This window comes from Streptomyces sp. NPDC050842 (genome assembly GCF_044456565.1).
Lineage (GTDB): Bacteria > Actinomycetota > Actinomycetes > Streptomycetales > Streptomycetaceae > Streptomyces.
On record NZ_JBITGA010000011.1, the window covers coordinates 234,013 to 248,658 of the forward strand.

Genomic DNA, 14,646 nt, shown 5'->3' on the forward strand with positions numbered 1-14,646 from the left:
GACGTATGCGTGACAGACCCCACGATCCGTACGTCCGTGTCCGCGGCGCCCGCGAGCACAACCTCGCCGGGGTCGACGTCGACATCCCGCGCGACGCGCTCGTCGCCTTCACCGGGGTGTCCGGTTCGGGCAAGTCGTCGCTCGCCTTCGGGACGATCTACGCGGAGGCGCAGCGGCGCTACTTCGAATCGGTCGCGCCGTACGCGCGGCGGCTGATCCATCAGGTGGGGGCGCCCGCGGTCGGCGAGATCAGCGGGCTGCCCCCGGCGGTCTCCCTGGAGCAGCGCCGGTCCTCGCCCAACGCCCGCTCCTCGGTCGGTACGGTGACGACGCTCTCCAACTCGTTGCGGATGCTGTTCTCGCGGGCCGGCCACTACCCGGCGGGCGCGGCGCGGCTCGACTCCGACGCCTTCTCGCCCAACACGGCGACAGGCGCGTGCCCTTCGTGTCACGGCATCGGCCGGATCCACGAGACGAGCGAGGAACTCCTCGTTCCCGACCGGGATCTGTCCATCCGTCAGGGTGCCATCGCCGCCTGGCCGGGTGCCTGGCAGGGGAAGAACCTGCGGGACGTCCTGGACACCCTCGGGTACGACGTCGACCGGCCGTGGCGCGAGCTGGCCACGAAGGACCGGGAGTGGATCCTCTTCACCGAGGAGCAGCCGGTGGTCACGGTGCATCCGGTGCGGGAGGCGGGGCGCATCCAACGCCCTTACCAGGGCACGTACATGAGTGCCCGACGGTACGTCCTGCGGACGTTCGCGGACTCGAAGAGCACGACGCTGCGGGCGAAGGCGGAGCGGTTCCTGTCGAGTGCGCCCTGCCCGGTGTGCGGCGGTAGCCGGCTGCGCCCGGAGGCGCTCGCGGTCACGTTCGCGGGGCGGACGATCGCCGAGCTGGCCGCGCTGCCGCTGACGGTCCTGGCCGGGCTCCTGTCGGCGACGCCCACGGACGGTGCGGAGACGGGCACCGAGGAGACGGCGCGCGTCCTCACCGAGGACCTCGTCGCCCGGATCGCCACGGTCACGGAACTCGGTCTCGGCTACCTCAGCCTGGACCGCGCGACGCCGACCCTCTCCAGCGGGGAGCTCCAGCGGCTGCGGCTCGCCACCCAGCTGCGTGCGGGGCTCTTCGGTGTCGTGTACGTGCTCGACGAGCCGTCCGCCGGTCTGCACCCGGCCGACACCGAGGCGCTCCTCGTGGTCCTCGACCGGCTGAAGGAGGCCGGGAACTCGGTCTTCGTCGTCGAGCACCACCTCGACGTCGTGCGTCACGCCGACTGGCTCGTCGACGTCGGGCCGCGCGCCGGGGTGCACGGCGGGCACGTCCTGCACAGCGGTCCGCCGCAGGAGCTGGCGGCCGTCGAGGCGTCCGCGACCCGGCGTTTCCTCTTCGACCGGCGGCCCGCGCCCCCGCGGACGGTGCGCACTCCGTCGGGCTGGCTGCGTACGGGGCCGGTGACCCGGCACAATCTGCGGGCGGTCGACGCGGCCTTCCCGCTGGGTGTCCTGACGGCCGTGACGGGTGTGTCGGGCTCGGGCAAGTCGACCCTCGTCGGCGCGTTGACCGAGGAACTCCCCGGTGTGGGACGCCTGGTGACGGTGGACCAGCGACCAATCGGACGGACCCCGCGCTCCAACCTCGCCACGTACACGGGCCTGTTCGACGTCGTGCGCAAGCTGTTCACCGAGACGGAGGAGGCGCAGGCGCGCGGCTACAAGGCGGGCCGCTTCTCCTTCAACGTCTCCGGCGGGCGCTGCGAGACCTGCCAGGGCGAGGGCTTCGTCTCGGTGGAGCTCCTCTTCCTGCCGAGCACCTACGCGCCGTGCCCCGACTGCCACGGCGCCCGGTACAACCCCGAGACGCTTCAGGTGCGGCTGCGCGGGCTCACGATCGCCGAAGTCCTGGACCTCACCGTCGAGTCGGCGGCGGAGTTCTTCGACGACGTCCCGGCCGCCGCCCGGAGCCTGCGGACCCTGCTGGACGTCGGTCTCGGCTATCTGCGGCTCGGGCAGCCGGCGACGGAGCTGTCCGGCGGCGAGGCGCAGCGCATCAAGCTCGCCTCGGAGCTTCAGCGCCCGCGCCGCTCCGCCACGCTGTACGTGCTGGACGAGCCGACGACGGGGCTGCATCCTGCGGATGTCGAGGTCCTGATGCGCCAGCTCCACGGCCTCGTGGACGCGGGCCACTCCGTGATCGTCGTCGAGCACGACATGGACGTGGTCACCACCGCCGACTGGGTCCTCGACCTGGGCCCGGGCGGCGGCGACGAGGGCGGCCGGGTGGTGGCGGAGGGGCCGCCGGCGGAGGTGGCCTCCTCCCCCGCGAGCCGGACGGCTCCGTACCTGGCCCGGGCGCTCGCCGGCTGACCCGGTACGCTCTCCCGCACACGGGACGGGGGGCGGGGCGACGTGGCGCTGCGGGACAACGATCCACGGGAGATCGGCGGTTACGCGCTGCTCGACCGGCTGGGCGCGGGAGGCATGGGCACGGTCTTCCTGGCGCGGGCCGAGTCCGGGCGCCCGGTCGCGCTCAAGGTCGTCCACGAACAGTTCGCCGCGGACGCGGAGTTCCGTACGCGCTTCCGCCAGGAGATACGGGCGGCCCGCCGGGTGAGTGGCGCGTTCACCGCGCCGGTGGTGGACGCGGACCCCGACGCGGCGCGGCCGTGGATGGCGACGACGTACGTCCCCGGGCGGACGCTCCGCTCCCGGGTCGAGGCCGAAGGTCCGCTGTCCGGCGCGGAGTTACGGCTCCTCGCGGTGGGCCTGGTGGAGGCGCTCCGGGACATGCACCAGGTGCGGGTGATCCACCGCGATCTCAAGCCCGACAACGTCCTTCTGACGGAGGACGGCCCCCGGGTCATCGACTTCGGCATCTCCCGGGCGGCCGACCACCAGACACTGACGGTCACGGGCCGCATCCTGGGCACGCCCCCGTTCATGTCCCCGGAACAGCTCTCGGCCCCGCACCGGGTGACCCCGGCGTCGGACGTCTTCTCACTGGGCGCGGTCCTGGTGTACGCGACGACGGGCCGGGGCCCGTTCGACGCGGGCAGCCCGTACATGACGGCGTACAACGTGGTCCACGAGCCTCCGGAGGTGGCGGAGCTCTCGGGCACGGTCCGGGAGATCGTCCAGTGGTGCCTGTCGAAGGAGCCGGGGGAACGTCCGGGTCCGGAGGACCTGCTGTCGGCGTTCCGTCAGGCACCGGAGGAGGAGTGGGGCGCGCGCCCGGGGCCGCGCTCCGTCGACGGGAACCCGCCCCCGCCCGTGGCCTCGGCCGAGGCTTCCCGCCCACGGCCCCGCCGACGGAGGCCGCTCACGACCCTGGCGGTGGCCGTGGCGCTGGTGGCGGGGACCGGTGGGTACGTGGCGTGGCAGAAAGGGGCGAGGCTCCCCGGCGCCACGGGTGCGTCCCAGGGGTCCGGCTCGGCATCACCGACGGCGAAGCCGGCCCGTCTCCCCGCCGCCTCCGTACTGTCGAGTGACGGCGCGTATCTGCCGGTACTCGGCGGGGACCCCGGTGGCACCTCCGCGTACAGCGACTCACCCGCACGGCGCCCCACGGGATGGCACCAGTGGAAGGGAGGCGCCGGCGCCGGTCCCTGCGTGTTCGCGGCGTCGTCGCTCCTCTGCGCGTCACGGCCCGGACTCGAGACGTCCGAGTCTCTCGTCAGGCTGAACGCCGCTGACGGGAAGAAGATCTGGGCGACCTCCCCGCACTCCGCCGCGAACGGCTCCTCACCCGTCGTCGTGGAAGAGACCGTCGTGACCTTCCTGGCCGACGCGGTGGTCGGCTTCGCGCTCGCCGACGGGAAGCGGCTGTGGAAGATCCCCATGGATGCCCCCGTGGCCTCGCTGACGGCCGACACGTCCCGCGTCTACGTGGTCGATGTCTACGGTGCGGTCTCCGGTGTGGACGTGGCCGGGCGGCAGGTGGCCTGGCAGCGTGCGACGGACGCGTCGAACGGCGCCGGAACCCGCCTCCGCGTGACGTCGGGGCTGGTTCACCTGATCTCCCCGGGCGGCCGCATGACCTCGATGCGCGCCAAGGACGGCGGCGCGCCCACCAGTCTGCTCCTCGACTCCCCGTGCCTTCACGACGCGTTCGCGGCCACGCCGCTGCACCGCCTGCCGCTCGCCTACGTCTGCGGCTCGGGCTCCCCCACAACAGGGGGTGGGGCCGTTCTGGCGCGCGCGCCGAAGGCCCGTTCCGGTACGTACCTCCCCCTCCCCCGCGATGGGTCGCTGGTCGTGGCCGACAAGCGCCTGCTCACCTTGGCCCCCTCGGGCAACGGCACCCTGCTCGCGGAGGTCGACCCGCAAGGCGGCACTCGTTGGCAGACGAGGCTTCCGCTCCTCTGCGAGGAGGGGGCGCCACCCGCCGTCGTCACCGGCCGCAGGCTGTACCTGGCCTGCCGTACGCGCGGAGTGGTGGTCGACCTCGCGACCCACGAGGTGGCGTCGAGGTTCGACCTGCCGGCCGGCACGGGAATCCCCGTGGAGAGCGATCTCACCCCGCTCGTCGCGGGCGGGGTGCTCTTCGTTCCCGGTTCGAACCACTGGGTCTCCGTCGACCCGTACGCGGCCCCCGCCTGACCGACGGGCCCCTACCCCTTCACCTTCCTCCGCGCCCGCAGCCACTCCCTGTTCATCGCCGCGATCGACGGCAGCGGGATCCCCTTCGGGCACGCCGTCGCGCACTCGCCCGTCAGCGTGCAGCCGCCGAAGCCCTCCGCGTCCATCTGGGCCACCATGTCGAGGACCCGGGTCTCGCGTTCCGGGGAGCCCTGCGGGAGGACGTTCAGGTGGTTGATCTTCGCCGAGGTGAAGAGCATCGCCGAGCCGTTGGGGCAGGCCGCCACGCAGGCGCCGCAGCCGATGCACTCCGCGTGCTCGAAGGCGGAGTCCGCGTCGGCCTTCGGGACGGGGGTCGCGTGGGCCTCGGGCGCCGAGCCCGTGGGGGCGCTGATGTAGCCGCCGGACTGGATGACGCGGTCGAAGGCGGAGCGGTCGACGACGAGGTCCTTGACGACGGGGAAGGCCGCCGCACGCCAGGGCTCGACGTCGATCGTGTCGCCGTCGCGGAAGGACCGCATGTGGAGCTGGCACGTGGTGGTGCGCTCGGGGCCGTGCGCGTCGCCGTTGATGACGAGGCTGCACGCCCCGCAGATGCCCTCGCGGCAGTCGTGGTCGAAGGCGACGGGGTCCTCGTCGCGCAGGATGAGGGCCTCGTTGAGGGTGTCGAGCATCTCCAGGAACGACATGTCCGCGGAGATGCCGTCGACGTCGTAGGTGGACATGGCGCCGGGGGCGTCGGCGTTCCGCTGGCGCCAGACGCGCAGGGTGAGCCTCATGCGTAACTCCGCTGGGTGGGGTGGACGTACTCGAAGGTGAGGTCCTCCTTGTGGAGGACGGGGGATGCGCCGGTTCCGCCGAACTCCCAGGCCGCCGCGTACGCGAACTCCTCGTCGCGGCGCGCCGCTTCGCCGTCCGGCGTCTGGGACTCCTCGCGGAAGTGGCCGCCGCAGGACTCCGCGCGGTGGAGCGCGTCGAGGCACATCAGCTCGGCGAGCTCCAGGTAGTCGACGATGCGGTTCGCCTTCTCCAGGGACTGGTTGAACTCCTGGCCGGTGCCCGGGACCTTGATCCGGCGCCAGAACTCCTCCCGGATCTCGGGGATCCGGGCGAGGGCCTTGCGCAGGCCCTCCTCCGTGCGGGCCATGCCGCAGAACTCCCACATGAGTTCGCCGAGTTCGCGGTGGAAGGAGTCGGGGGTGCGGTCGCCGTCGACGGAGAGGAGGAGGTTCAGCCGGTCCTCGGTCTCGGCGAGGACGTCCCGTACCGCCGGGTGGTCGTCGGTGACCGGCTCCGCGTGCGGGTGGCGGGCGAGGTAGTCGTTGATGGTGGCGGGGAGGACGAAGTAGCCGTCGGCGAGGCCCTGCATGAGGGCGGAGGCGCCGAGCCGGTTGGCCCCGTGGTCGGAGAAGTTGGCCTCGCCGATCGCGAAGAGGCCGGGGACGGTGGTCTGGAGGTCGTAGTCGACCCAGAGTCCGCCCATCGTGTAGTGCACGGCGGGGTAGATCCGCATGGGGACCTCGTACGGGTTCTCGGCGGTGATCCGCTCGTACATGTCGAAGAGGTTGCCGTACTTCTCCTCGACGGCCTTGCGGCCGAGCCGCCGGATCGCGTCGGCGAAGTCGAGGTAGACGCCCTGGCCGCCGGGGCCGACGCCGCGGCCCTCGTCGCAGACGTTCTTCGCGGCGCGCGAGGCGATGTCGCGGGGGACGAGGTTGCCGAAGGAGGGGTAGATCCGCTCCAGGTAGTAGTCGCGCTCGTCCTCGGGGATGTCGGCCGCCGGCCGCCGGTCCCCGTGGGCCTTCGGGACCCAGATGCGGCCGTCGTTGCGGAGGGACTCGCTCATCAGGGTCAGCTTGGACTGGTGGTCGCCGGTGCGCGGGACGCAGGTGGGGTGGATCTGGGTGAAGCAGGGATTGGCGAAGTACGCGCCGCGCCGGTGGGCCCGCCAGACGGCGGTGGCGTTGGAGTTCATCGCGTTGGTGGAGAGGTAGAAGACGTTGCCGTAGCCGCCGCTGGCGAGGACGACCGCGTCCGCGTAGTGGGTGGAGACCTCGCCAGTGATGAGGTCGCGGGCGACGATGCCGCGGGCCCGGCCGTCGACGACGATCAGGTCGAGCATCTCCGTACGGGCGTGCATCTCGACGTTGCCGGCGGCGATCTGCCGGGACAGCGCCTGGTAGGCGCCGAGCAGGAGTTGCTGGCCCGTCTGGCCGCGGGCGTAGAAGGTACGGGAGACCTGGACGCCGCCGAAGGAGCGGGTGTCGAGGAGGCCGCCGTACTCGCGGGCGAAGGGCACGCCCTGGGCGACGCACTGGTCGATGATCTCGACGGAGATCTGGGCGAGGCGGTGGACGTTGGACTCGCGGGCGCGGAAGTCGCCGCCCTTGACGGTGTCGTAGAAGAGGCGGTGGATCGAGTCGCCGTCGTTGCGGTAGTTCTTGGCGGCGTTGATGCCGCCCTGGGCGGCGATCGAGTGGGCGCGGCGCGGGGAGTCCTGGAAGCAGAACTGGACGACGTGGTAGCCCTGTTCGGCGAGGGTGGCGCTGGCGGAGCCGCCGGCGAGACCGGTGCCGACGACGATGATCCGGTGCTTGCGGCGGTTGGCGGGATTGACCAGCTTGGCCTGGAAGCGGCGGGTGTCCCAGCGTTCGGCGATGGGCCCCGCCGGGGCGGTGGTGTCGGCGAGCGGCTCGCCGACGCGGTAGTCGAGGTAGGTCATTCAGCTCACCACTCCGGTCATGACGGCGACGGGTACGGAGACGAAGCCCGCGGTCAGGACGAGCGCGAGGATGTTCGCGACCGCCCTGAGGAGGCGCTCGCGGCGGGCGTTGCCGACGCCCAGGGTCTGGGCGGCGCTCCAGAAGCCGTGGCGGACGTGGAGGCCGACGGCGAGCATGGCGACGATGTAGATGACGTTGCCGTACCAGGTGGAGAAGGTGTCGACGACGTTCTGGTAGGGCTTGCCCTCCTCGAAGCCGCCGGGGTGGACGGTGCCGGTGGTGAGGTCGAGGATGTGCCAGACGATGAAGAGGGCGAGGATGATCCCGCCCCAGCGCATGGTGCGGGTGGCGTACGAGGCGCGCTTGCGGCGGTGGACGTACGCGGTGGGGCGGGCCTTCACGTCGCGCCGGCTGAGCTGGTACGCGGAGACGGCGTGGGCGCCGACGGCGGCGAGGAGCACGATCCGGACGATCCAGAGGGCCCACTCGTGGTGCAGGACGGGGGCGCCCATCACCCGCAGCCAGTGGCCGTAGGCGTTGAACTCCTCGGGGCCGAAGAAGACCTTCAGGTTGCCGGCGACATGGGCGACGAGATAGCCGAGCATGAGCAGCCCGCTGACGGCCATGACCGTCTTCTTGCCGAGGGTCGATGACAGGAATCCGCGTGACGGTGTGGGGGACGGCGGGCGGCCCGTCGTCCGGTCCCTCGTGGGTGCCAGAGCCATGCCCACGACGCTAGGGCCGAACGACCCGAGAGGTCCAAGACATGGTCCGGCTGATCTCGATAGGCATCACCTATTCATGTCCCTTACCCTGGGGTCATGCAGTTCCAGCAGCTCCTCTACTTCGTCGCCGTGGCCGAGACCCGTCACTTCACGCGGGCGGCCGAGCGCGTCCATGTCTCGCAGCCCTCGCTCTCCCAGCAGATCAAGGCTCTGGAAGGGGAGTTGGGCGCGGAGCTGTTCAGCCGGGCCCGGGGGAACATCACGCTCACCGACGCGGGCGAGGCCCTGCTGCCGCTCGCGCGCCGGATCCTCGCCGACACCGAGACGGCCCGGCTCGAAGTGCAGGAGCTGGCGCAGCTCAAGCGGGGCCGGGTGCGGCTCGGCGCGACGCCGAGCCTGTGCACGGGGCTCCTTCCGGACGTGCTGCGCGCCTTCCACGACCTGCACCCGGGGATCGAGCTCCTCATCGAGGAGGGCGGCTCGCACGATCTCGTACGGGAGCTGGCGCGCGGCGCGCTCGACCTGGCCCTGGTGGTACTGCCGCTGCCGTCCCCGTCGCCGGCGCTGACGACGGTCGAGCTGCTCCGGGAGGACCTGGTGGTGGTCTCCGCGGCCTCGGCTCCGGCGCCGGGGCGTCCGGTGCGGATCAAGGACCTGCGGGACCAGCCGCTCGTGATGTTCCGGCACGGCTACGACCTGCGGGAACTGACCGTGGCGGCGTGCCGGGCGGAGGGCTTCGAGCCGACGTTCACCGTCGAGGGCGGAGAGCTGGACGCGGTGCTCGGTTTCGTCCGGGCGGGGCTCGGGCTCGCGGTCGTCCCGGCGATGGTCGCGGCGCGAGCGGGCCGCGATCTGCGGGTGACCGCGCTCGCCCGGCCGGGGCTGCGCCGCACCATCGCCCTGGCCCACCGCAGCGACGTGGCGCCACCCCGGGCGGCCCGGGAGCTCCAGCGGGTCCTGCTCGCCTCGCGCCGGAGCGGCCCGGACCAGGCCGCGGCCACGGTCTGAGGCGGGAGGGTCCTGAGGCCCGAGCCACGGTCCGACGCCGAAGGGGCCGGCGCCGGAGCCACGGCGGTCTGCGGCCCCGAAATCCGCGTGCGGCAGGCGGCGCGCGGCTGCGAGCATGCCTCCATGGTCCACGCTCTCGAACACCTGGTCGTCCGGCACACCCTCCGTCTCCCCTCCCCCACCGGTCCGGCCGGGGACGGGGCCGCAGCCGCGCGCAGGTTCGACGCGGCCCTGATGACCGCGGGGTTCAAGCTGTCGGGCGACCTGGTCGAGCGCCTGTCGGGGCTGGCCGGGCCGACCGTCGTCAATACCGCCGTCCGCACGCTCGCGACCGTCCGTGACATCGTCGGCGACCACGTCCGGCACAACGTCTACTTCGTCGACTTCCCGGACAACGTGCCGGACACCCTCGACTTCTGGAGGGCGTGCGTGGCCGAGGCGTTCGCCGACGGCGACGCCCGCGCCCATGCGCTCGACCAGCTGAGCGCCGGCGTCCTCGACCTGCTGACCCTCCCGTCGTACGGCCGCTACCAGCACACGTACGAGGAGATGCTCGCCGTCCACGACGAGCTGATCGCGGCGGCCGGCGACCGGCTGACGGTGCTGCACCTCGGCGCGGACGCGGACACCGAGGTCACCGCGCTCTATCTGGCCCTGGCCGGCAGCGCGACCCCGCTCGGCGAGGAGCATCTGCGCGATCTGGCCGTGCTCGCCGAGCACTGCGCGGACGGCCCCCAGCCCGAGACGATCACGGTCCGGGAGAACCGCGCCGTCGTCAACCATGCCCGGCTGCGGGTGGGCGCCGCCCCACTGCTCGACACCGTGACCGACGTCCTGCGGCTGGCCTGCGCCCTCGCGGAGGGCGATGTCACCCTGCGCGAGCCCACCCGGTTCCGCGCACTGTCCCGCCCGCACCGCCGCACCCTGCTCGCGGGGCTCGACGCGGTCGTGGCCGCGTCGCCGGCCAAGCTCGCGGACGTGTCCGCGCACGCGGAGGCGTGGAAGCGGCTCGGAGAGCGGCTGCACCCCCACGAGTACCCGCACTGGCCGCACGCCGCCGAGGTGTTCGCCGTCGCCCGGGGCGAGCGGAAGGCACCGTCGTTCGACAGCCGCGTGGAGGAGATGCTCGGACGGGGTGATGTCACGGCCGCCGCCGAGCTGCTGGCCACCGCGGCCCCGGGGCGCCTGTTCCGCGCCCTGGACCGACTCCTGCGCGGCGCGGCGGAGGGCAAGGAGCGGGAAGCCGTCCTCGCGGCCGTCGAGCGGGCCGCGCCCGAGGTGTCGGGCCGGGTCGTCCTGTCGGTGCGCGAGCATCTGGAGAACCGCGCGGGCGGGAGCGGCGGGGAGCGCCGGGTGTTCGTGAACCGGGAGGGCAAGGCCTGGGTCACCGACGACACGCGTCCGCCGCTGGAGGACACGGACCGCGAGCGGCTCATCGCGGTCCTCGACGCCGAGATCCGGCGCCGACTCCCCTCCCCTGGGCGTCTGTTGATCGACCCCGATGTCCTGAGCGTCGCCCTGCCGTTGAGCGGACGGGCGGCCTCGGCGGGGCTCGGCGTGCTGCCGCGCGGCTCGGTCTCACCGGTCGAGGGGGAGCTGCTGCGCTTCTTCATGTACTGGAGGCAGACGCGGTACACGACCGACCTCGACCTGTCGGCGCTCGTCCTGGACGCGGACTACGCGACGGTGACCTGGCTGTCGTACACGGCGCTGACCGACGTCGAGGGCCGGCACTCGGGTGACATCACCGAAGCGCCGGACGGGGCTTCGGAGTTCATCGATCTGCGACTCGGCGCGGTGCGCGGCACGTTCATCGTCCCGCAGGTGCACGTCTACTCGGGCGAGGACTTCGACCAGGTGGCGGAGGGCTTCTTCGGCTTCATGCTGCGCGAGTCCGAGCAGCAGGGCCGGCCGTTCGAGCCGCGTACGGTGCGCTTGAAGTCGGATCTGCGCGGCCCCGGCCGGGTGGCCCTGCCGCTCGCCTTCCGGCGGGACGACGAGGGCCGCTGGCACGCCCACTGGCTCAACCTCTGCCTGCGGGGCGCGCCGTCGGCGAACCAGGTCGAGGGGCACCGGGTGTCGATCGCGGTCCTGCTGCGCGGCCTGCTGGGGCGCACGTCCCTGACGGTCGGTCATCTCGTGGCGCTGATGGAGGAGTCGGGGGCGCGGACGACGCTGTGGGACGGCCGGACGGTGCCGGACGCCCCGGTCACGTACATCGGTCTGGAACGTCCGGAGGGCCTGGCTCCGGGCTCGCGTGTGTTCACCCCGGAAAATCTGCGCGACCTGCTGCCCGCCTGAGTGTTACGGTCGTTCCGGGGCGAGGCCATGGAGAGGCTTCCTTCTCATCTTCCATGAAATAGCCTCTCCGCTTTCCTCCCCCGTACCTCTTCCCGGCCTCCCCGCTTCGCGTGGGGAGGCCGGTTTCGTACGTCCGGGTCTCAGACCGCGTCCGCCAGGAGCAGCGAGTGGATGCGGTCCGGGGCGCCGGGACGGGCGTAGTACCAGCCCTGGGCCGTGTCGCAGCCGAGCTCGCGGAGCTGGCGCGCCTGGGCGCCGGTCTCCACGCCCTCGACCGTGACGGCGAGCTCCAGGCTGTGGGCCAGCGAGACGATGCCCTCGACGATCTTGAGGTCGACCGGGTCCACCGGGTGCTGCTGCATGCCCCGGGTGAAGGACCGGTCGAGCTTCAGGACGCTCACCGGCAGACGGCGCAGGTTGGCGAGGTTCGAGTAGCCGGTGCCGAAGTCGTCGAGCGCGATGTCCACGCCCATCTCGGCGAGCTGCCGCAGCGGCTTCAGCAGGTCCTCGTCGGCGCCGATCAGCGCCGACTCGGTCACCTCCAGGCAGAGCGCGCCCGGTTCGAGCCCCGACCGTTCCAGGACGTCGACGGTGTCGGCGACCAGCCGGGGGTGGTGCAGCTGGGTCGGGGACAGGTTGACGTTGATCCGCAGCGGGCCGCCGTCGGCGTGCCGGGCCTGCCAGAAGCGGGCCTGGCGTACGGCCTCCTGGAGCACCCAGCGGCCGAGCGGCACGATGAGGCCGGTGTCCTCGGCGAGCGGGATGAACCGGTCGGGGCCGAGCACCCCGTGCTGCGGGTGGCACCAGCGGACCAGCGCCTCCGCGCCGTGCACGCTGCCGTCGCCGAGGTGGACGAGCGGCTGGTACTCGATGAAGAACTCGCCGCGCTCCAGGGCCGTGGGCAGCGCCGTCGTCAGGCCGTGCCGGGTGATGGCGCGGGCGTCGGCCTCGGGGTCGGCGAGCTCGAAGCGGTTGCCGCCCGCGGACTTCGCCCGGTACATGGTGATGTCGGCGCTGCGCAGCACCTCGGCCGGGGTCCGCTCCCCCGCCGGTCCCTCGACCACGCCGAGGCTGCCGCGGACGGTCAGTTCGCGGCCGTCGATGCGCAGGGGGGTGGAGAGGGCGCCGAGGATGCGGTCGGCGAGTTCGGTGACCTCCTGTTCGCCGGCGCAGCCGGTGGTGAGGGCGACGAACTCGTCCCCGCCGAGCCGGGCCACCATCTCGCCCGAGCTGGTGACGCAGCTCTGCAGCCGGTCGGCGACCTCGACGAGCAGCCGGTCGCCGGTGGAGTGGCCGAGGCTGTCGTTGATGACCTTGAAGCCGTCGAGGTCGAGGTAGCAGAGGCCGAAGCGGGAGTTCTCGCCGGAGACGAGGGCCTTCTCCAGGCGTTCGAAGAACAGGGTCCGGTTCGGCAGTCCGGTGAGCGCGTCGTGGGTGGCCTCGTACCGCAGGCGCAGGTGGAGCAGCCGCCGTTCGGTGGTGTCCTCCATCAGGGCGAGCTGGTACTGGGGCCGTCCCTCGGCGTCGCGGAGGAGCGAGACGGTGAGGTTGGTCCAGAGAACCGTTCCGTCGCCGCGGTAGTAGGGCTTCTCCACCCGGTAGGACTCCCGCTCGCCGCGGACGAGCTCCTCGTACAGCTTCCAGACGTGCGGGCCGTCCTCGGGGTGGACCCACTCGCTGACGTTGCGGCTGCGCACCTGGCCCTCCATCCCGCCGAACATGCGGGTGAGGGTCTCGTTGACCTCCAGGACGTTGCCGTCGAGGTCGGCGATGCCGATGCCGATGGCGGCCCCGTCGAAGACCGCGCGGAAGCGGCTCTCGGTGGCGTGGAGGGCGATCTCGGCGGCGCTGCGGGCGGCGAGCGCGGAGCGGGCGATCGCCTCCTGTTCGGCGCGGGTCCGCTCGCGCAGGGCCTGCGCGTAGCCGGTGGCCATGGCGTGCTGGAGGCGGGCGCAGCGGGCGCGGAGCTCCTCGGCCGGGAGGTCCGAGTCCGTGCCGCAGTACAGCACCAGGTACGAGTCGACCACGCCGAGGCTGCGGCCGAGGGCGTCGGGGTCGGTGCAGTGGGCTGCGACGAGGTCCGCGCCGGCGCGTTGGGCGGGGGCCGTGTCGAAGGGCCGGGCGTGCAGGGCGTCGCACAGGGTGCGGGCCAGCGGCAGCAGGTGCCCCTCGAACTCGGCGCGGGTCAGCGAGGTGGCCGTCACCGGGAAGATGGCGCGGCTCCAGATGGTGACGAACCGCCTGAGTCTGTCCTCCGGACCGTCTGCCTCGGCGACGGAACCGGTGGGCTGCGACGGGACCTTCACGCCTTGCGCCCCACCCCTGCGAATCCGGAGAAGGCGTAGGGATCCTCCTCCTCGACCGGACTGTCCGGTCGCCAGGCGGGCATCGGGACCAGCCCGGGCTCGACCAGCTCGGTGCCCGCGAAGAAGCGGGTGATCTCCTCGCCCGACCGCATCACCAGGGGGCTGCGGATGTTGCGGTAGACGCCGACGGTGCCGCCCGCCTGCTCCTCGGTGAGCGGGATGCCCTCGTACGAGGCGTGGGTGACGACGAGGAGGCTGCCGGGCGCGAGCGCGTCGATCAGCTCGGCGACGGCCTCGTAGGGCCGGTCCTCGTCCTCCAGGAAGTGGAGGACGGCGACGAGGAGCAGGGCCACCGGCCGGTCCAGGTCGAGGAGTCGGGACACCTCGGGGCTGCGCAGGATGTCGGCCGGCTTGCGCAGGTCGGCGGCGACGACCGCGGCGGCCTCGTCCCCCTCCAGGACGGCGCGGCTGTGGGCGACGGCGACCGGGTCGTGGTCGACGTAGACGACCCGCGCGGCGGGGTCCGCGGCCCGGGCGACCTCGTGCACGTTGCCGAAGGTGGGTATGCCGGAGCCGATGTCGAGGAACTGGGTGACGTCGTTGTCAACGGCGTGGCGGACGGCACGCCGCATGAAGGCACGGTTCGCCTGCATGACCTTGGGGAGGCCAGGCATGAACTCCATGGCCTTGCGCGCCGCTTCCCGGTCCACTTCGAAATTGTGCGAGCCGCCCAGATAGAAGTCGTACATACGGGACACGCTCGGCACCGAAATGTCGATACCCGGCGGAGCCCAGGCGGGACGCTCCATCAATGTCTCCAACAAGTCGCCATGGGGGATGCGGCCATGTGTTCGCGGCCGGTGTTCGAGGTGAGGCTACTGATCGCCCGCCGGGAGAGCGAGTAGAAACGGAAATTAGCGGTCCGTTCTTGGTCACACGTCATTGGCACATGCTCGTGGAGCGCAGAGTTCACGCCTTCAGGTCGTGCAAATTCACGTGCATA

At 72.3% G+C, this 14,646-nt stretch carries 9 protein-coding genes; 4 read left to right on the top strand and 5 right to left on the bottom strand.

Annotated features, from left to right (window positions below; all coding sequences use genetic code 11):
• Positions 1-5: 5 nt before the first annotated feature.
• Entirely contained in the window at positions 6-2,369 is a 2,364-nt protein-coding gene (locus ACIBG6_RS32325) for an ATP-binding cassette domain-containing protein (RefSeq protein ID WP_399226282.1), read from the top strand.
• A gap of 42 nt (positions 2,370-2,411) precedes the next feature.
• Positions 2,412-4,601, top strand: coding sequence for a protein kinase (locus ACIBG6_RS32330; protein ID WP_399226283.1), 2,190 nt, complete (start codon positions 2,412-2,414; stop codon positions 4,599-4,601).
• Between the two features lie 11 nt (positions 4,602-4,612).
• Here the strand turns inward: ACIBG6_RS32330 and ACIBG6_RS32335 are convergent, their stop codons facing one another.
• From ACIBG6_RS32335 to ACIBG6_RS32345, 3 genes are read right to left on the bottom strand one after another with little or no spacing between them, the layout of a single operon-like run.
• Complete coding sequence (locus ACIBG6_RS32335) at positions 4,613-5,359, bottom strand: succinate dehydrogenase/fumarate reductase iron-sulfur subunit (protein ID WP_399226285.1); 747 nt, start codon at positions 5,357-5,359, stop codon at positions 4,613-4,615.
• On the bottom strand, positions 5,356-7,302 hold the full coding sequence (locus ACIBG6_RS32340; protein ID WP_399226286.1) for a fumarate reductase/succinate dehydrogenase flavoprotein subunit: 1,947 nt from the start codon (positions 7,300-7,302) through the stop codon (positions 5,356-5,358). The genes ACIBG6_RS32335 and ACIBG6_RS32340 overlap by 4 nt, the downstream gene beginning before the upstream one ends.
• A complete protein-coding gene (locus tag ACIBG6_RS32345; RefSeq protein WP_399226287.1) occupies positions 7,303-8,028 on the bottom strand; it encodes a succinate dehydrogenase in 726 nt (241 codons plus the stop codon).
• Between the two features lie 96 nt (positions 8,029-8,124).
• Between ACIBG6_RS32345 and ACIBG6_RS32350 the strand changes: the two genes are divergently transcribed.
• On the top strand, positions 8,125-9,036 hold the full coding sequence (locus ACIBG6_RS32350) for a LysR family transcriptional regulator (RefSeq protein ID WP_399226288.1): 912 nt from the start codon (positions 8,125-8,127) through the stop codon (positions 9,034-9,036).
• A 123-nt stretch (positions 9,037-9,159) separates the two neighbouring features.
• Positions 9,160-11,337 carry a hypothetical protein gene (locus tag ACIBG6_RS32355; protein ID WP_399226289.1) on the top strand — a complete coding sequence of 726 codons (2,178 nt, stop codon included), beginning with the start codon at positions 9,160-9,162 and terminating at the stop codon, positions 11,335-11,337.
• A gap of 140 nt (positions 11,338-11,477) precedes the next feature.
• Here the strand turns inward: ACIBG6_RS32355 and ACIBG6_RS32360 are convergent, their stop codons facing one another.
• Together ACIBG6_RS32360 and ACIBG6_RS32365 are read right to left on the bottom strand one after the other, a co-directional pair.
• On the bottom strand, positions 11,478-13,643 hold the full coding sequence (locus ACIBG6_RS32360; protein WP_399226290.1) for a putative bifunctional diguanylate cyclase/phosphodiesterase: 2,166 nt from the start codon (positions 13,641-13,643) through the stop codon (positions 11,478-11,480).
• Positions 13,640-14,452, bottom strand: coding sequence for an SAM-dependent methyltransferase (locus tag ACIBG6_RS32365; protein WP_399226291.1), 813 nt, complete (start codon positions 14,450-14,452; stop codon positions 13,640-13,642). Before ACIBG6_RS32365 ends, ACIBG6_RS32360 begins: the two co-directional genes overlap by 4 nt.
• Between the last annotated feature and the right edge of the window lie 194 nt (positions 14,453-14,646).

Excerpts from the sequence above, each read along its gene's own strand:
- ACIBG6_RS32340 (WP_399226286.1), bottom strand. The coding sequence starts at position 7,302 with ATGACCTACCTCGACTACCGCGTCGGCGAGCCGCTCGCCGACACCACC.
- ACIBG6_RS32350 (WP_399226288.1), top strand. The coding sequence starts at position 8,125 with ATGCAGTTCCAGCAGCTCCTCTACTTCGTCGCCGTGGCCGAGACCCGT.
- ACIBG6_RS32345 (WP_399226287.1), bottom strand. The coding sequence starts at position 8,028 with ATGGCTCTGGCACCCACGAGGGACCGGACGACGGGCCGCCCGCCGTCC.
- ACIBG6_RS32355 (WP_399226289.1), top strand. The coding sequence starts at position 9,160 with ATGGTCCACGCTCTCGAACACCTGGTCGTCCGGCACACCCTCCGTCTC.
- ACIBG6_RS32325 (WP_399226282.1), top strand. The coding sequence starts at position 6 with ATGCGTGACAGACCCCACGATCCGTACGTCCGTGTCCGCGGCGCCCGC.
- ACIBG6_RS32335 (WP_399226285.1), bottom strand. The coding sequence starts at position 5,359 with ATGAGGCTCACCCTGCGCGTCTGGCGCCAGCGGAACGCCGACGCCCCC.
- ACIBG6_RS32365 (WP_399226291.1), bottom strand. The coding sequence starts at position 14,452 with ATGGAGCGTCCCGCCTGGGCTCCGCCGGGTATCGACATTTCGGTGCCG.